Genomic DNA, 17,985 nt, shown 5'->3' with positions numbered 1-17,985 from the left:
AGAGTGTGACCCGCAATTGATCCAAACCGGAAAATGCTGCGTAGAACCCGGTGAACAGTAGGTAAGCCAAGCAGCTGAAGACCATTGTCAGTACAATGGTCGAAATGGAACACAGAAACAGTGAGTCAAACAATAGTGCAGGCTTCTGATCAGGCCAGAAACGACGAATGGAGCAAACTGCTGATCCGCGTTGGGCGACATCGAGATCGCGCGGCGTTCGAGCAGCTGTATTGCCATTTCTCCCCCTTGATAAAAGGGTTTCAGTTCAGTCGCGGAGGGCAGAGCTCAGCACCGGAAGCGGCAGACGAACTTGTGCAGGAGGTAATGTTCAAGGTGTGGCGTAAGGCACCGAGTTTCAATCCCGACAAGGCCGCTGCGAGCACATGGATATACACCATCATGCGCAACTGTCGCATCGACGCATTGCGGCGCCATGGCCGGCAGCCAGATACCGATGAAAGCCTGAACGTAGAGGATATTTGGGATGACAGCCAGGACGACCAGCCGCTGATCTACCTGCAGCAGTCACGCAGTGAAAGCGCAGTAGCAGACGGCTTGCAGAGCCTCCCGCCGGAGCAGAGCCATGTGATTGAGAAAGCCTATATCGAGGGCAAATCACACAGTGAGATCTCCGAGGAACTGGGCCTCCCTCTGGGCACGGTAAAGTCGCGAGTACGACTGGCCCTCAAGAAACTACAAAGCACCATTGTCAGGTAGGTCACCATGATTCATCACCATCCAGACAACAACATGCTCCTGGAATACGCCAGCGGAAGCCTGAACTGGGCCCACAGTATCGTGGTAGCGGCCCACCTGCAGCTGTGCCCGAAATGCGCAGCCGATCTCAAGCTTCTCAATGGCATCGGCGGCAATTTGCTGGCAACCAGTGCGCCCGTGCCTGCCAGCGCCCCGGATCAGGAAAAACAATCTTTCGAGCAGCTGATGCGCCGGATCGACTCCGATAACCAGTCGTCCAAGGCGTCAGAAGCGCCCGAGGAAAAAGCACCGAGATCCGCCCTGCCCCGCAAACTGGCAAAAGATCCGGTGTTCGCATCTGTGCCCCCGGTGGTCGGAAAGCTGCTCGGGCAAAACTCGGCATTGCGCTGGCGTCGCCTCTCCAAGGGGTTGAAGGAAGCGCGCTTGAAAACCGGGCAATGCCAGCACGAAGTCGCTTTCCACCGTATCGCGCCGGGCAATAAGGTGGCCGAGCACGATCACCGCGGCACGGAGATCACTATGGTGCTTTACGGCAGCTTTTCTGATGCCGATGGCATTTACTCTCCGGGGGACTTCCTGGTGCGCGAGCCGGGCGAAACCCATCGCCCCACCGCCACCCAGGATCACGAATGCCTGTGCCTGTCCGTGGTAGAGGCACCGGTGGCACTCACCGGGCTGATGGGAAAACTGGTCAACCCGTTCCTCTCTTTCCGGCCGCAGTAGCCGCGAGTCAAGAAATTCAGCAGGCAAAAAAAATCCCGGGATCTACCCGGGATTTTTTATTGCATTCGCGTTAATTCATCTCTGCCAGTTCAACGCCACTACCACTGCTGCCGTTGCGCTGGAAGCGACTGAGCAGGGTATCCCAGCGCTCGCGCACCGCATCCAGCTTTGCCGCACGCACATGGCCAAAGCCCCGCACCTGTTGCGGCAGCGCCAGCAGCTCCGCGGCAAGCTCCCTGTTGCCAGTGCCCAGGCCTGCAGCCACATCCAGCACGGACTGACGTACTTCCCGCGCCCAGCTGCGCTCCTGACGACGCTCCTGGGTATATCCGAACACATCCAGCGGGGTACCGCGCAAGACCTTGCCCCTGGCGAGGACTGGTAACAACTTGGCCAGCCAGGACCCAAGGGCGATTTTGCGAATGCGCCCACTTGAATCCGGACGCGCAAGCAGCGGCGGCGCCATCAGGAATTTCAGTTTGTAGTCACCGCTGAAGGTTTCGCGCAGCTGACGCTGGAACGCCTCGCCACTGTACAACCGCGCCACCTCATACTCATCCTTGTAGGCCATGGCCTTGAACAGGCTCAGGGCGGCGGTGCGGGTAAGCGCATCTCCGGTCACCGCACCACCGGACGCCATCAGCTTGCGCTCGGCGGCGTGTAACTTTTCGATCACCTCGGTGAAACGGCGGGCATAAGCGGCGCTCTGGTATGCAGTCAGCTCTCCGGCCAGGCGCGCCACCAGCTGGTCGATGCCCTCCTCGGGCTCCACCAGCTTGACCACCTGTGCAGGGCTGAGCAGCTGCTCGATGGCCTGCGGGTTTTCCACCAGCAGACGGCCGGCGCGGAACGCGCGCAGGTTGTTTTCAACCGCCACTCCGTTCAGCTCCACCGCGCGTTCAATGGCGCTTTGCGATACCGGCAACAGCCCCTGCTGACAGGCATAGCCCATCATCATCAGGTTGGCTGCCACCGTATCGCCAAACAGTGCCTCGGCATAACGGTTGGCATCCAGCGCATGATATTCCCCGGCCACAGACTCAATGCTCTGTGCAGTTTCGTCGGCGGGGAACGCCAGTTCATTGTTGCGCACAAATGCCGCTACCGGAACTTCCGCGGTGTTCACCAGCGCCTTCATTCTGCCGCTGGCAAATTTTGGACGCTGCCCGGCCGCGGTCACCATATCGCAACCCAACAGCAGGTCGGCCGCGCCGTCGCGAATACGAGCCGTGGTGATATCTTGCGGGCGGTTACCGACTTTTACATGGGCAACCACCGCGCCATTTTTCTGCGAAAGGCCGGTGAAATACAGCGTGGTGCTGCCTTTTTCCTCAAGGTGGGCGGCCATCCCCAGCAGCGCGGCCACGGTGAGCACACCGCTTCCGCCAATACCTGCCACCAGAATGCTCAGCGGCTGATCCAGTTGCGGTTTCGGGGCGTCGGCCAGTCCTTGACTGGCCTCGTCGATCGATTCTGCCAAAGATTTCAGCGCCGGCTTTTTCAGTTCGCCGCCTTCCACACTGACAAAGCTTGGACAGAAACCATCCGCGCAACGCATATCCTTGTTACAGCTGGATTGATTCACCTGGCGCTTGCGCCCGAATTCTGTCTCCAGTGGCTCAACCGCAATGCAGCTGGACTGAACACTACAATCGCCACAGCCCTCACATACCCGGTGATTGATCAGCAGGCGCTTGGCAGGATCTACCATCTGCCCTTTCTTGCGACGGCGACGCTTTTCCGCTGCGCAAACCTGTTCGTAAATAATCGCCGTGACGCCTGCGGTATCACGCAGCTTACGCTGCACCTCATCAAGGTCATCACGGTGGAAAACCTGAACCTCTGCCGGGACCAGGTTGCGATTGGCATTCCAGTAATCGGGGTTCTCGCTCACCAGGCAAACCTGCCCCACGCCCTCTGCCAGCAACTGACGGGACAGCGTGGGCACGGTGACTTCCCCATCCGCGGGCTGACCACCAGTCATGGCGACTGCATCGTTTAGCAGAATCTTGTAAGTGATATTGATCTTGCTTGCCACCGCCTGACGGATGGCGAGCAGGCCGGAGTGGTTGTAGGTACCATCGCCCATATTCTGGAAGATGTGCTTGTCACTGGAGAAGCGGTGCAGCCCCACCCAGTGGGCCCCTTCCCCGCCCATATGAGAGTAGGTATCCGTGCGCAGGCCCTTGCCCAGCGCCATGATGTGACAACCAATACCCGCACTGCCGGTACTGCCCTCGGGCAACTTGGTGGAGCTGTTGTGCGGGCAGCCGGCACAGAAAATCGGCTCCCGCGCCAGCAGGCCACTGGCCTTTTGCAGAACACCACTGCCCAGTTTTTCCGCCAGCGGAATCAGTCTCGCCGCCAGTTCGGTGTCCGCCAGCCAGCGGGTAATGGCCTTGGCGACCTGATCGGGGCCGAATCCCCAGATCGCCGGCAGTAAATCATTGCCGTCGAGGTCTTTCTTGCCGACCACTTTCGGACGCTCGCTGTCCGGCCAGCTATAGAACAGGTTCTTCATCTGGTCCTCTACCAGCGGACGCTTCTCCTCGACCACCAGTACGCGCTCCATACCGCGGGCAAACTCACTCATGCCCCGCGGCTCCAGCGGCCAGCTCATGGCCACCTTGTGAATCGAGACACCTGCGTCGAGCAGATCCTGCTCGCTGAGCTCCAGCAGTTTCAGCGCTTCCAGCAGATCCCCGTGGGCCTTGCCCACCGTGACGATACCGAAGCGTTTCTGTGGAGCATCCACGATGGTTTTGTCCAACCCGTTGGCATAGGCGAATGCCTTTGCCGCGGGCAGCCGCTCCTCGAGCATGCGGCGTTCGTACTCCATGCGCTCGGCGGGCCAGTTCAGGTGTGGATCGTAGTTGAGGCCATGTGCGGGGATCGGGAAGGATTCCGGCAAGACAAAATTCGGCAGCGGGGGCACAACGATGGAAGCCCCGGATTCCACGGTTTCGGTAATCGTCTTGAATCCTACCCACAAACCCGAGAAGCGCGACAGCGCGATACCGGCAAGGCCGAGGGTCAGGTATTCATCGATGGTTGCAGGAAACAGCAACGGCATCATGACCGACTCAAAAATCTGGTCGGTATTATGGGAGAACATGGAGGATTCCGCAGTGTGATCGTCACCGCATAGGGCGAGCACGCCGCCGAGCCTGGAAGTCCCCTGGATATTTGCCTGGCGAAATACGTCGGCACTGCGATCCACACCGTGGCCCTTGCCGTACCAAATGGAGAAGACACCATCCCGTGTCGCCTGTTGGCGATAGTGATCCAGCAGCTGGGTACCCCAGATATTGGTGGCACCAAGGTCCTCATTGATACCCGGCTCAAAATGGATATCCCGCTCCGCCAGCAGCTTTTTGTGGCGCCATAGCGTCTGGTCGTAACCGCCGAGGGGGGAACCGCGGTAACCGGAAATAAAGCCCGCGGTATTCAATCCGGCCTGCTCATCCAGCTGCTTCTGCATCAAGGGCAGGCGTACCAGGGCATCAATACCGGTTAGGAAAACGCGTCCGGAGTCTCGGGTAAATGCAGCTTTGAGGGAGTATTCCCGGTCAAAGCCCAGTTCCTGATCAGTTTCGACCATCGCCATCGGTTAGGACCTTCTCGCATTATCTGGCAAGTACCTGACACGGGTGCGCGGTGCCCCGCAGCGTCAGTTCCAGCGTTATTGTTTTGATGCCAGTAAACTATCACCGGCAAGTCAGGCAGGTCATACCAAAATCACCACGGAAAGTGCACGAAGCAGAAAGAATCCACCACACAGGGATCATTTTCTGCAATAATTCATAACTGAAAGCGATTAGGTGAGAATATTTATCAATTTCGGGCCGGGCGGCCGCCCGCGGGCTTGTAGCGGGACAGGAATCGTGAATTCCTGCGATACCTTGGTCACATAATGTATTCTTCTCCGGAGCCGCAACCCGCGGTAGATCGTTTAACTCCACTGAATTTGGCACTCTCAACTACAGAGAATCAGGAACACCGGGAAACTATATGGCCTATCTACTGGACGCCATCGACAAACACATTCTGGAGATCCTTCAGCAGGATGCGACCATCCCCAACATCGAGCTGGCGGAAAAGGTTCACCTGTCACCCTCCCCCTGCTCCCGCCGGGTAAAGAATCTGCACGAACAAGGCTTTATCAAGCGCGCTGTCACCCTGCTGGAACCGGATATGGTCGGCCTGCCGGTGAGCGTGTTTATTCAGGTCACGCTGAATCACCAGGTCAAAAAAGAGCTGCAACACTTCGAATCCACCATTGGCCAGTGGCCGGAAGTGATGGAGTGTTACCTGATGACCGGGGACTTCGATTACCTGTTGCGGGTGGTGGTACCCAATCTGCATGCTTACCAGGAGTTTCTGGACAAGAAGCTGACCGAACTCCCTGGAATCGACCACATTAAGAGTAGCTTTTCCCTCAAGCAGGTGAGATATCGCACAGAGCTTCCGCTGGACCAACTTCTGGAAAAGTAACGCGCTAGCGTCGGAACAAGGACAAAAGGATACTCAGCACCACGCTGACAATAATCATTGTGGTAATAGGGAAATAAAAGCGACTGCGCCCGGATTCGATACGGATATCGCCGGGCAAACGCCCAAACCAGTTCAGTAGCCACGGCGCATAATGCAAGGTCAAGCCAATCCCGGTCAGCAGAATCCCCGCGACAATTAACCACCGCGCCATTACTTCACACTCCTCTGTTCGTTACTGGATTTCACCGCATCGGACAAATTGCCCTCAGCATATACAGCTGAACCTTTCCTGTAGTACTCACATCCCACTTGCACTTGCCGGCGTGCGGCAATGCAAGACGATGTCGGCCAGGGTAAAGAATAGCTATCAACTGCTATTCACGTTGCGCGCATCAGACCCAGCCGACAGCAAAGAAACATGGCGAGCGAGACTCTACTTTCTACCTGCATTTTAAGACGGGCCATCGACACGTGCAGAAAGTAGACAAATTGGCAGCTCCTTGTTGCGCTGATACCATCAGAGTGACCCTCTGACAGACGCTTCTACAAGGCTAATAACTATGCGCCTCTCTCATACCCTCGTTGGCGTGTGCGCCATCCTCGCGTCCTGGAACCTCCAGGCCACGACGATCGTACATAACTTCTCCGGCTATCAAACAACCGAACGCGACCTTGACCAGTTCAACACGCTGGTGTTTGACCAGGGCAAGGTATTGGCCACCGGTGATTTCGCCACACTCAGTCAAAAATACCCGGAGGCAACAAAAGTCGACGCCGGCGGCAAGGTGCTGTTACCCGGATTAATCGATGCCCACGGCCACGTTCTGGGACAGGGAAGACTACAGCAGCAACTGGATCTGCGTGACCTCGACCTCTCGAAGACACTCGATGCGATCAAACAATTTTCACGCAATCAACAATCCGGTGATTGGCTGATCGGACGCGGATGGAATCAGGTCCTGTGGCGCGGCAAGCAATTCCCGACACGTCAACAACTCGACGCACTGGATATCGACCAACCGATCTGGCTGCGTCGTATTGACGGGCATGCGGGGTGGGCCAACAGTGCGGCAATGGAGCGCGCGGGAATCACCCGCCAGTCAAAGGCGCCCGCAGGCGGTGAGATTATTCGCGATGAAAATGGCGAGCCGACCGGTGTACTCGTGGACAATGCAATGGCTCTGCTGGAAAGCGTAATCCCGCAGCCAGACCTCAAGGAAGAAAAAGCAGCTCTCGGCACCGCGTTTGAACTCGCCCTCTCCCTTGGCCTGACAGGTGTCCACGACGCTGGTGTTGAAAAGCAGACACTGGAAGCCTACCGCCAACTGGCCGCGGAAAAAGCGATCCCGCTACGCATCTACCCGATGATCTCCGGCGACGACAAACACCTGCCGGAGCTCCTTAATGCTGGTTATGTCGGCGCGCCCGATGAAAAGCTTTATGTGCGCAGTATCAAGGTCTATGCCGACGGAGCGCTGGGCAGTCGTGGCGCCGCCCTACTCCAACCCTACCATGATCGCCCGGGCGAAAGAGGCCTGCTGATCCACCAGAAGGATGCGCTGCTAAAGCAAATCAAAATGGCCGCGGACAACAAGTTCCAAGTGAACGTGCATGCCATTGGCGATCGCGCAAACCACATTGTGCTGGATATATTCCACACACTGAACAAGGAAAATGATCAGAAGCCATTCCGCCACCGTATCGAACACGCTCAGGTTCTGACACTGGAGGATATTGAGCAGTTTCCCACTTTGAACCTGATCGCTTCCATGCAACCGGTGCACGCAACCAGCGACAAGAATATGGCCGGGGATCGCCTCGGGGACAAGCGACTTGAAGGCGCTTACGCGTGGCGGAAATTCCTCAATCAGGGCACCAAAATTGCTTCCGGCTCGGATTTCCCGGTAGAGCCAGTGAATCCACTATTCGGGCTACACGCCGCGGTCACGCGTCGCGACCGACAAGGACAACCCGAAAAGGGCTGGCATGTAGAAGAAGCAATGACAATGGAAGAAGCGCTACGCTCTTTCACCCTGGACGCCGCCTACGCCAGCCACCAGGAGCAGTTCATCGGTAATCTGGAGCCTGGCAAGTTTGCAGACTTTGTTCTGCTTGATCGCGATATTTTCAAGATTGACCCGCAAGATATCTGGAAGGCACAGGTACTGGAAACCTGGGTGGAAGGTGAAAAGGTTTACGCGCGCCCCAAATAACATTCAGAAATTACCCGTACCTGCCCCCGTATCTGAAACCAAGGGGAAAAAAAAGCCGCACTCCGAAGGGAGTGCGGCTTTGTATTTTAAGCCTCAGCTATAAGGCTATATTTTACTCGCCCGTCACTGCGGCGGTGCCTTCCTCACCCGGCACTGGAAAACCGCGGTCGCGCATCAGCGGCTCGATGCCCGCATCACGGCCACGGAATTTGCGGTAGGCTTCCGCCGGGTCCATTGCGTTACGCGGTGCGAACAGGTACTTCACCAGCTTGCCGGCCACTTCCTTATCGTAGAAACCACCTTCCGCTTCGGCGAATGCTTCAGAAGCGTCGGAAGTCAGCACGTCCGCCCACATGTAGCCGTAGTACCCCGCGGAGTAACCTTCACCGGAGAAGATGTGTCCGAAGTGCGGCGTGCGGTGACGCATCACCAGCTCAGACGGCATACCCAGCGCATCCAGGGTTTCGCGCTCAAACTTGTCGGGATCGATACCCTCAGGATCCGTGGTGTGCAGCTTCATATCGACCAGTGCCGACGCCAGGTATTCGGTAGTTGCGAAGCCCTGGTTGAAGTTGGCGGCCTTCTTGATTTTGGCTACCAGCTCTGCCGGAATCGGCTCACCAGTTTTTGCGTGCACCAGGTAGTTGTCGATGATCGGGTCGGTGCTCAACCAACGCTCCAGCAACTGGGACTGGAATTCGGTGTAATCGCGCACGCCACCGTTCAGGGTCGGGTAGCTCACATTGGACGCAAGGAAGTGCAGAGCGTGGCCGAACTCGTGGAAGAAGGTTTCCGCATCGTCCCAACCAACCAGTACCGGCTCGCCGGGTGCACCCTTGATGAAGTTGGAGTTGTTGGAAGCCAGTACGGTTTCCTTGCCATCAAAGGTAGTGTGATCCCGGTACATACTGGCCCAGGCACCGGAACGCTTACCGGTACGGGCGAACGGATCCAGGTACCACAGGCCAATGTGCTCACCGGTGGTCTTGTCTTTCACTTCCCAGACTTTAACGTCTTCATGGAAGACCGGTACGCTGCCCTCTTCTACCGGTGAGAAAGTGAAATTAAACAGTTCACCGGCAACGTAGAACATGCCCTCGCGCAGCTTGTCCAGTTGCAGGTACTGCTTCACTTCATCGGAGTTCAGGTCGTACTTCGCCTTGCGCACTTTCTCGGCGTAGTAGCGGTAGTCCCAGGGCTTGATCTTGATACCGGCTTTTTCCGCATCGGCAACCGCCTGCATATCCGCTACTTCTTCATGCACACGGGCAACCGCCGCCGGCCAAACCGCTTCCATCAGCTCGATGGCATTTTCCGGGTTCTTCGCCATGCGGTTCTGCAGGCGCCACTCGGCGTAGTTATCGAAGCCCAGCAATGCTACGCGCTCGTCGCGCAGCTGCAGGATCTCGGCGATGATTGCATTGTTGTCGTGCTCACCACCGTTGTCTCCGCGGCTGTAGTAGTTGGTCCACACCTTCTCACGCAGCGCGCGATCTTCGGAGTAGGTCAGGAACGGGTCCATGGAGGAGCGGGTGTTCTTGATCGCGTACTTGCCCTTCTGGCCTTTTTCTTCGGCCATGGAGGCAGCCGCTTTGACGAAAGACTCGGGCAGCCCTGCCAACTGATCTTCGGTCAGGAAAATATCGTAGCCTTCCTCATCCGCCAGCACGTTGTTGGCAAACTTGGTGTGCAGTTCGGCCAGGCGGTTATTGATTTCCGCATAGCGCTTCTTGTCTTCACCAGACAGGGTCGCACCGTTGGTCGCGAACTCGTCATACACCAGCTCGACAACGCGCTTCTGCTCGGCATTCAGATCGGAATCGTTGCGAGACTCGAATACAGCCTTCACACGCTGGAACAGCTTGTCATTCTGAATAATCTTGGAGCTGAAGGCGGCCAGTTTCGGGGCCATTTCCGCCTGTACAGCACGGAATTCCGGAGAAGACATGTTGCCACTCCAGATACCCCAGTAGGTGAATACCTGGCTCAACGCTTTGCCGCTGCGCTCCATCTCTTCGATGGTATTGGCGAAGGTCGGCGCTTCCGGATTGTTGGCTATCTTGTCGATTTCGGCCAGATTCTGGGCCATGCCGTATTCCAGGGCTGGCTTGAGGGCTTCCACATCCATCTTGTCGAATGCAGGAACACCGCCGTACGGGCCTGTCCACTCCGCCAGCAAGGGATTGCTTTTGGCAACGTCCGCGACGATTTCTGCAGAAGCGGATACCTGCTCGGCCGGCTTCGCGGCCTGGACTTGTTCGGGCTCTTTACTGCAACCGGCAACCGTTGCCAGGGCAGCAGCGATGGACATCGCGATCAGTGTTTGACGCATCGACTCGATCCTCTAGTAGTTTGCTTAATTAGAATTATGAGTGCCCGGAGTGTACCGCGGGGCGGTAGATCCCGCTATGCACTGCGCACCACCCCAAAACTTCCTGTCGCGAAGTACATTACTCGCAGGACTATCCCCCGCCGCTGATCAACCTTACGGAGGATTTGGCGAGGTGGCATTTTTTGCGTCATTTGATAACGACTTAATAAGTGCATAGTTATAACTGCAGATGCAGAACCCGCAGCAGACTGCGCGCTGCGGGAAACCGTCGAATGAGGAGATGTTTAGAGGGTGTTGTGGAACCAGGGACCAGAGGGATTGAGGAGTGGAGAAATTGAGGAGTGGAGAGATTAAGGAGCGGAAGATTCATGCGCGTCCGCGGCGCAATAGATACAACCGGGCCATCAGGCCCGGCGCCGGTCCTCAACTACACTGCCGACCGCGAGTAATTCTTCTTCGTGCTCTGTCTCCCGCCAGGGCTCATCCAGAGCCGCTTCAATCCAGGACTGCACACCGGGAAGTGCGAGGATTCGCTGGCAATAATCCATTGCCTCGCGCCCCAGAGAGAGCTGGTAACCGGTAATGCGGATTACTACCGGTGCAAAGAATGCGTCCACGGCGGTGAACCCCTGCCCCGCCAGAAATGGGCCACCGAAACGCGATAAACCCTGCTTCCACAGCTCCTCAATTCGATCCAGGTCTTTCTGCAGAGCCTGATCCACCTCTTTGAGAGCAACGGTGACCCCGCAGCTCATGCTGCACTGATTGCGCAGCACAAAGAATCCGGCGTGCATCTCCGCAGCCGCACAACGCGCCCAGGCCCTCGCCTGCCTGTCTTCAGGCCAGACTGTGGGATGGGACTCGTAGAGATACTCGGTGATGGCAAGGGAATCCCACACGGTGGTATCGCCATCGACCAGACAGGGCACTAGGCCGGTGGGGGAAAACTTGCGGAATTTGTTCCAGCTGCCGCCCTCGTCGAAGGGCACCAGCTGCTCTTCAAAGGGAATGTCCAGTTCGGTCGCCAGCAGCCACGGGCGCAGAGACCAGGATGAATAATTTTTGTTTCCGATAAATAACTGATACATCCCGATCTCCCTATTCGGTGGATTTTACTGAGTACGGCCCGATTAATTGCCGCCGTTGCGCCCATCGCGCAGCATTTCGGAAATACAGAAAGCCAGCTCAAGGACCTGATCGGCATTCAGCCGCGGGTCGCACTGGGTGCGGTAACAGCTGGCCAGATCGGCATCGGAAATTTGCCACGCGCCGCCGGTGCATTCGGTCACGTGCTGTCCGGTCATCTCCAGGTGAATACCGCCCGGGTGCGTACCTTCGGCACGGTGCACAGCGAAGAAGTCGCGGATTTCCCGCAAGATATTATCGAAGTTGCGGGTTTTGAAACCGCTGGATGCTTTCTCGGTATTGCCGTGCATGGGATCGGTACTCCATACAACGGAGCGCCCTTCCCTCTCCACGGCGCGCACCAGAGCGGGCAATTTGTCACCCAGGGTATCGGCGCCCATGCGGGTAATCAGAGTCAATCGCCCGGGCTCGTTGTTCGGGTTCAGACGGTCGATCAGGCGGATCAACTCATCGGTACCCATACCGGGGCCGACTTTGACACCGATGGGATTCCAAACTCCGGAAAGAAACTCGATATGCGCGGCATCCAGCTGGCGCGTGCGCTCGCCGATCCACAGCATATGCGCGGAGCAGTCGTACCACTTGCCGGTGAGGCTGTCGGTGCGCGTGAGTGCCTGCTCGTAATTCAGCAGCAGCGCCTCATGGGAGGTGTAGAGGGTCGTCTCGCGAATGGCCGGGGTGTTTGCGGAGTTCACGCCGCACACGGCCATGAATTCCAGTGCGTCCTGCAGACGCTCCGCCAGCTGCGCGTAACGATCCCGCTGCGGATTGTTTTCCAGGAAACTCAGGTTCCAGGCGTGTACCTGGTGCAGATCCGCAAGCCCACCTTGGGCAAAAGCGCGCAGCAGGTTGAGGGTTGCGGCAGACTGATTGTAGGCAGTTAGCATCCGCTGGGGATCCGGCACCCGGGCTTCAGCGGTGAAGTCGATGCCGTTGATGATGTCGCCGCGATAACTTGGCAGCTCGACACCATCCACGCTTTCCATGTCCGCAGAACGCGGCTTTGCATACTGCCCGGCCATGCGCGCCACTTTCACCACTGGCAGGTTGCCGGCAAAGGTAAGCACCACCGCCATCTGCAACAGCACCTTGAAGGTGTCACGAATCCGGTTCGCATTGAAATCCGCGAAAGATTCCGCGCAATCCCCGCCCTGCAGTAAAAATGCTTTCCCCTGAGCCACGTCAGCCAGATGGCTGCGTAAATCTCTGGCCTCTTGGGCAAATACCAGCGGCGGATAGCTGGCCAGCTGTTGTTCAACTGACTCAACCGCTGTCGCCTGCGGATACTTGGGCTGCTGGTGCGCTTGCAATTTGCGCCAGCTGGCGGGATCCCAGGGTTTGACTAGGGGCTCTGACACGGGCTTGTCTACCTCAACTTCCATTTTCGGCTCTACATCAAAATAGTTACATCAGTGCGCTGCGATGCAGCAGCGCACTTTGCTGGCATTTCGCGACTGTAGCCGCGACTGCCATCAGGACTCCAGCACCTCTGCCACAGATTTACAGAAATACGCCATGTTGCCCTGGCTCAGGCCAGCAATACTGATACGGCTGGAATCTACCATATAAATGGAATAATCCTGCTGCAGCTTTTGCACCTGCTCCGGAGTAATTCCCAGGAATGAGAACATGCCCTTCTGTCGCTGGATAAAGCTGAAATCTCCAGCGGCGCCAGCGGCCTGCAGGCTTTCAACCACGCCACTGCGCAGACTGTTGATACGCTCGCGCATTTCGGTCAGCTCTGCTTCCCAGTTGGCGCGCAAGCTGGCGTCGGTAAGGATGGATTCAACAATGGCACCACCGTGGTTCGGCGGCATGGAATAGTTACCGCGCACGACGTTCAGCAGCTGGCTCTGGCCGCGATCTGCCGCCGCCGCATCGCTGTAAATCACCATCGCCAGCCCGACGCGCTCACGGTAGAGACCGAAATTCTTGGAGCAGGAAGCCGCAACCAGCATTTCGGGTACAGATTCTGCCATCAGGCGCAGGCCGTAGGCGTCCGCATCGAGACTGTCACCAAAGCCCTGGTAAGCCATATCGATAAACGGCGTGAAGCCCTGCTTCTGCGCCATTTCCGCCAGCACTTTCCACTGCTCGCGGCTCAGGTCCGCGCCACAGGGATTGTGGCAGCACGCGTGGAACAGAACGAGATCGCCCTCGCCCACCTGCTTCAGGGTTTCCACCATGGCGTCAAACTGCAGGCTGCTGGTGGCGCGATCGTAATAGGGATAGCTCTTGATCTGCAGGCCCGCATTGCCTAGCAGGGGCACGTGGTTGGCCCAGGTAGGATCGCTCACCCAGATGGTCGCGCCTTCTTTGGCGCGGTTGGAAAACTCTGCCAGCACACGCAGTGCCCCACAGCCGCCCGGTGTCTGGGCGGAACGCACACGATTACCCACCAGTGCCGCATGCCTCGCACCCAGTACCAGTTCCTGCATGGCGGTGTTGAAACCGGGTGTGCCCGCAGGTCCGACATAGGCCTTGGTATCTTCGCTCTGCAGCAGGCGGGTTTCCGCCTCTTTTACCGCTTGCAGAACCGGGGTGTGACCGGCCTCGTCTTTATAAACACCCACCCCCAGGTCGATCTTGTTGGGGTTTTCATCGGCGCGGTAGGTGGCCAGCAGGCCGAGGATGGGATCTGCAGGAAGGCTGCTCAGGTGGTCAAACATGGTAACTCCTGGTAATTCGTGCCGGTACACTCCGCAGGGTGCACCGGTGGGTAAAATCCAATTCAGTGATTATGGGATGAAGCGCGGCAGAAGGTTCGGTGATCAGTCGATCAGGCCGCGATTGGCCCAATCCTGGGCGCGCGCCATCAGCTTCTCGATAATGCTATCGAGCTGATTGCGCTCTTCCCCGGACAAGGATCCCATCAGGTCGTTCTCGTACTGTTGGGCAAGCGGCACAATGCGTTCGTACACGTCGCGACCGAGCTCCGAAAGGTTCAGCACCTGGCGACGACGGTCGGCCAGATCTTCACTGCGGGTGATGTAGTCATTCTTGATCAGAATGGAAACTGCGCGACTGATGGCAACCTTGTCCATTGCCGTCTGCTCTACCAGCTCAGCGGCGGAGAGGTTCGGGAAGCGCCCGAGAATCGCCATTACCCGCCAAGCCGGAATGGTCAGATCGAATCGCGCGCTGTAGGCGTCAGCGATCGCATTGCTGACCCGGTTGGAAAGCACAGACAGACGATACGGCAGGAATTTCTCCAGGCGCAGATCGTCCGGACGCACTGCATCAATCGGATCAGAAAATTCAGTGATATCGCTCTTGGTATTATCTATTGTCATCGCGGTCCATTCACCTGCTGCTGGACGGGTTGTACCAGGTTTCAAATGTAACTAAGATTGGTTTCAATTGTAACCACTATTGCAGGAAATTTTTGGCAGCTCCGGGGATTGGGTAGCCGCCACCGATGAAACTTCAAACATCGGGTACGCCTGTACAACTACAGGCGAGATTGGGCGCGCATTATACGGCGTTTGACGCCATTTTTGTCACCCTTTGAGGGCATCTGCGCAAACTATTTGCGCGCCGATTGCCCTTTCTACCGGGCCTTCCTGTAAAAGCACCCACCCCCAAACAGTTTATCGCGCTTTCTCGCGACTCCCCCTAGCTCGGCGTACCGGGCGTGACGGGAGCAACTCCATACAGGGAATCATTTATGGAACTACACGGCTACTTTCGTTCATCCGCCAGCTATCGCGTTCGCATCGCACTGAACCTGAAAGGCCTCAGCTACGACTACCACCCGGTAAACCTGCTGAAAGGTGAACAGGTAGAGGCGCGTTACCGCAGCCTGAATCCCCAGGGGTTGGTTCCCGCATTGATCGAGAGCGGCCATGTGTTTACCCAGTCCCTCGCCATCCTTGAGTGGCTGGACGAACAGCACCCGGAGCCTGCACTGCTGCCCCACGACGCTCTCGGCCGCGCCCGTATACGCGCTCTCGCCTACAACGTCGCCTGTGATATCCAGCCGGTGCAGAACCTGCGCGTGCTCAAATATATCCAATCGGAACTGGGTGCCAGTGATGAACAGAAAGTGGAGTGGATTCGCCACTGGATTACCGGCGGCTTTCAAGCGCTGGAAACCCAGCTGGATGGACAGGGCGGCACCTTCGCTGGTGGTGATACGCCCGGACTGTTTGAATGCTGCCTGATTCCGCAAATCTACAACGCGGAACGTTTCGGCGTGTCACTCGATGCCTTTCCCCGCATAGCGGCAATCGCGAAAGCCTGCGCGGAGCTACCCGCATTTGAACAGGCGCGCCCGGAGAATCAGCCGGACAGCACCGTCTGACCGCCAGCGCTACTCCCCCTGCGAAGGAGTCTCTGTGGGATCACCCGCAATCGGCAGAGGCTCTTTGAAGGTAAGCGTACGATAGGGAAAGGGAATCTCTATACCGGCTTCATCCAGTGCCTGCTTCACCGCGGTAACCACTTCGCCCCGGGATCGACGCTCCTCAAACGGAGTCGATCCAGCCCACCAGGTGACTTCGATATCGATGCTGCTGTCGCCAAATGCCTGCGGGAACACCTGGATCGGCTCATCGTCCCGTACCGTTTCACACTCGTCTAGCGCCCCCTTGATGACCTCCACCGCGCTGGCAACATCTTCACCGTAGGCAATACCGGCAATAATGGAGATTCGACGCTTGTTGCGATCTGTGAGGATTTCGCAGGGATTTTTGAACAGGAACAGGTTGGGCACGATCACCAGCTCTCCAGTGGTGCGGCGAATCGTGGTATTGCGCACTTCTACTGCCTCTACCCTGCCCTCAACGTTCTCACACTTGATAACGTCGCCCGCCTCGAACGGGAACCGCCACAGGATCAGGATACCGGCAAAGAAATTCTCGAAAATATCCTTGAATGCGAACCCTACCGCCACCGATAGCAATCCCAACCCTCCCAGCGCTTTGGCGGGGGTCAAACCGGGAAATAACACCATGGCGGTAAACAGTAGCCCGATCAGCCAGATAAAGATCCTGGTCAGACGAACCATCAGATCTTGCAGGGACGGACGTGGGGTAGTCTTTCTTGCAAATCGGCGGGCAAATTTCCCCGCTACGGTAGCGATTCCCCAGGTCACCACCAGCATCAAAACACTGGCAATAAAGAATGGAATATGCGCGAGAAACCCCTCCCAGATTTTATCCAGGGAAGTCATCACGGTTTCCACTACACCTGACAGCGATGATGGATCGGCCTTGGCGAGTTCCAGTGTTTCCGCCAACTCCTTCGCCTTATCGGTGTCTACTGGCAGAGTGGGATTGGACTGTATCGACCCGCCAGTGGAGAGCAGATCGGAAGCAGTCAAAGAAAGGCGGGTCACAAACATGGCCGGTTACAGTCGCGCTCAGATTCAGTCGAACTTGTACCAGCCTAGCAAATTGCCAGCCGGGGGCATTCAGGTCGGGGCGGGTAATTCACGCCTCGTCACACACATAGTCCTCGAGCCTCAGCCACTTGGTGGCAATCCACTTCTCACCAGCAATAACGGGACTCCCTCCATGTAGCGTTCGCTGGTCCAGCTCCCCGTGCTCGTTGGCGTAAGAGAAAAACAGCCCACAACCCTTTCTGGGCAGAACATCCAGCGACACCCGCGGAAACACCGTCGATCCCCCCGCCTCTACATCATTCAGATACATGATCATGGTACCAACGCGCTGCCCGCCCTTGGACAACACCCGCTGGGTACCCGCCCTCTCGGGATTGAAGTAATCGAAATGTGGTCGGTATTCGGCACCCGGCTCATAGTGCAGGATCTGCATCGATTCACCGCGGCTTGCCGGTATCCCCAGCAGCCGTTCAATACGGGATTCTATACCCGCGATCAGTGGATTGGCGCCAGGCCGGTAATAGGTTCCGGAACTGGTGCGCGCCGCTTCCACGTCATAGGTGCCGCGATCGGCGTTAACTACACGGGAGGGGGTGAGCTTTGCCCGCGACATCTCGATCAGCGCGTCGCACTCGATATCCGATAACAGACTGCCGAACATCACGATATTGGGTTGCTTGATCGAAAGCAGGACTTCTATCTGGCGATCGCCAAGGTCGTAGAGGTTCTTGGTGGGCTCAAACAGGCGAAAACGCGCACCGTCATCCGACTTGCCAGATGCGCCGGGGGCACTTGCGGTGTCTACCCCTCCGCCGGACACTGAAGGTTGCCGACTAGCGGGCTGCGCCGCCCGATAGTCAGCAATACACTGCTCCACTGCACCCGCAATGGATGTTTGATATCCCGCCTTCAGCAGCGCATCAATCATCGCGGACTGGCTCTGGCCTTGCCTGACCGCATCGCGCATCCACTGCTGAAGGTCCGATTGAAGCTCAGCAAACTCCACAAGACGCTCC

General features: G+C 57.4%; 14 protein-coding genes. 5 read left to right on the top strand and 9 right to left on the bottom strand.

Going from position 1 to position 17,985, the window contains the following annotated elements; all coding sequences use genetic code 11:
* The first annotated feature begins 120 nt into the window (after positions 1-120).
* Entirely contained in the window at positions 121-717 is a 597-nt protein-coding gene (locus ACONT6_RS07320; protein ID WP_428821076.1) for a sigma-70 family RNA polymerase sigma factor, read from the top strand.
* A 6-nt stretch (positions 718-723) separates the two neighbouring features.
* Positions 724-1,440: a ChrR family anti-sigma-E factor gene (locus tag ACONT6_RS07315; RefSeq protein WP_428821075.1), complete on the top strand. Its 717-nt coding sequence runs from the start codon at positions 724-726 to the stop codon at positions 1,438-1,440.
* A gap of 70 nt (positions 1,441-1,510) precedes the next feature.
* Here the strand turns inward: ACONT6_RS07315 and ACONT6_RS07310 are convergent, their stop codons facing one another.
* Positions 1,511-5,047, bottom strand: a complete 3,537-nt coding sequence (locus tag ACONT6_RS07310) for an indolepyruvate ferredoxin oxidoreductase family protein (RefSeq protein WP_428821074.1) — start codon at positions 5,045-5,047, stop codon at positions 1,511-1,513.
* A gap of 404 nt (positions 5,048-5,451) precedes the next feature.
* Between ACONT6_RS07310 and ACONT6_RS07305 the strand changes: the two genes are divergently transcribed.
* Positions 5,452-5,934: an Lrp/AsnC family transcriptional regulator gene (locus ACONT6_RS07305; RefSeq protein WP_078085797.1), complete on the top strand. Its 483-nt coding sequence runs from the start codon at positions 5,452-5,454 to the stop codon at positions 5,932-5,934.
* Positions 5,935-5,938: 4 nt separating this feature from the next.
* On the opposite strand, the gene ACONT6_RS07300 is transcribed toward ACONT6_RS07305, so the two are convergent.
* Positions 5,939-6,145 (bottom strand): DUF2905 domain-containing protein, encoded by a 207-nt coding sequence (locus ACONT6_RS07300; RefSeq protein ID WP_428821073.1) that lies wholly within the window; start codon positions 6,143-6,145, stop codon positions 5,939-5,941.
* A gap of 349 nt (positions 6,146-6,494) precedes the next feature.
* On the opposite strand from ACONT6_RS07300, the gene ACONT6_RS07295 reads away from it, so the two are divergent.
* Positions 6,495-8,147 (top strand): amidohydrolase, encoded by a 1,653-nt coding sequence (locus tag ACONT6_RS07295; protein ID WP_428821072.1) that lies wholly within the window; start codon positions 6,495-6,497, stop codon positions 8,145-8,147.
* Between the two features lie 112 nt (positions 8,148-8,259).
* On the opposite strand, the gene ACONT6_RS07290 is transcribed toward ACONT6_RS07295, so the two are convergent.
* The 5 genes from ACONT6_RS07290 to ACONT6_RS07270 all read right to left on the bottom strand — a co-directional run bounded on the left by ACONT6_RS07290 (position 8,260) and on the right by ACONT6_RS07270 (position 14,918).
* Entirely contained in the window at positions 8,260-10,479 is a 2,220-nt protein-coding gene (locus ACONT6_RS07290) for a M3 family metallopeptidase (protein WP_428821071.1), read from the bottom strand.
* A 404-nt stretch (positions 10,480-10,883) separates the two neighbouring features.
* Positions 10,884-11,567, bottom strand: coding sequence for a glutathione S-transferase family protein (locus ACONT6_RS07285; protein ID WP_428821070.1), 684 nt, complete (start codon positions 11,565-11,567; stop codon positions 10,884-10,886).
* A gap of 42 nt (positions 11,568-11,609) precedes the next feature.
* Positions 11,610-13,007 (bottom strand): class II 3-deoxy-7-phosphoheptulonate synthase, encoded by a 1,398-nt coding sequence (locus tag ACONT6_RS07280; RefSeq protein ID WP_428821069.1) that lies wholly within the window; start codon positions 13,005-13,007, stop codon positions 11,610-11,612.
* Between the two features lie 90 nt (positions 13,008-13,097).
* Positions 13,098-14,294 (bottom strand): aromatic amino acid transaminase, encoded by a 1,197-nt coding sequence (locus ACONT6_RS07275; RefSeq protein WP_428821068.1) that lies wholly within the window; start codon positions 14,292-14,294, stop codon positions 13,098-13,100.
* Positions 14,295-14,396: 102 nt separating this feature from the next.
* Positions 14,397-14,918, bottom strand: a complete 522-nt coding sequence (locus tag ACONT6_RS07270; protein ID WP_428821067.1) for a MarR family winged helix-turn-helix transcriptional regulator — start codon at positions 14,916-14,918, stop codon at positions 14,397-14,399.
* Between the two features lie 374 nt (positions 14,919-15,292).
* On the opposite strand from ACONT6_RS07270, the gene maiA reads away from it, so the two are divergent.
* A complete protein-coding gene (gene maiA / locus ACONT6_RS07265) occupies positions 15,293-15,928 on the top strand; it encodes a maleylacetoacetate isomerase (protein ID WP_428821066.1) in 636 nt (211 codons plus the stop codon).
* 9 nt (positions 15,929-15,937) lie between these two features.
* Here maiA and ACONT6_RS07260 read toward each other — a convergent pair whose 3' ends face one another.
* Positions 15,938-16,963 (bottom strand): mechanosensitive ion channel family protein, encoded by a 1,026-nt coding sequence (locus ACONT6_RS07260; protein WP_428821065.1) that lies wholly within the window; start codon positions 16,961-16,963, stop codon positions 15,938-15,940.
* A 94-nt stretch (positions 16,964-17,057) separates the two neighbouring features.
* Positions 17,058-17,975, bottom strand: a complete 918-nt coding sequence (locus tag ACONT6_RS07255) for a 2OG-Fe(II) oxygenase (protein WP_428821064.1) — start codon at positions 17,973-17,975, stop codon at positions 17,058-17,060.
* Positions 17,976-17,985 lie beyond the last annotated feature (10 nt).

Source organism: Microbulbifer sp. MCCC 1A16149, assembly GCF_050368945.1.
Taxonomy (GTDB): Bacteria; Pseudomonadota; Gammaproteobacteria; order Pseudomonadales; family Cellvibrionaceae; genus Microbulbifer.
Note: the sequence above shows the minus strand (reverse complement) of the source record. Positions and strands in the feature narration are given on the sequence as shown.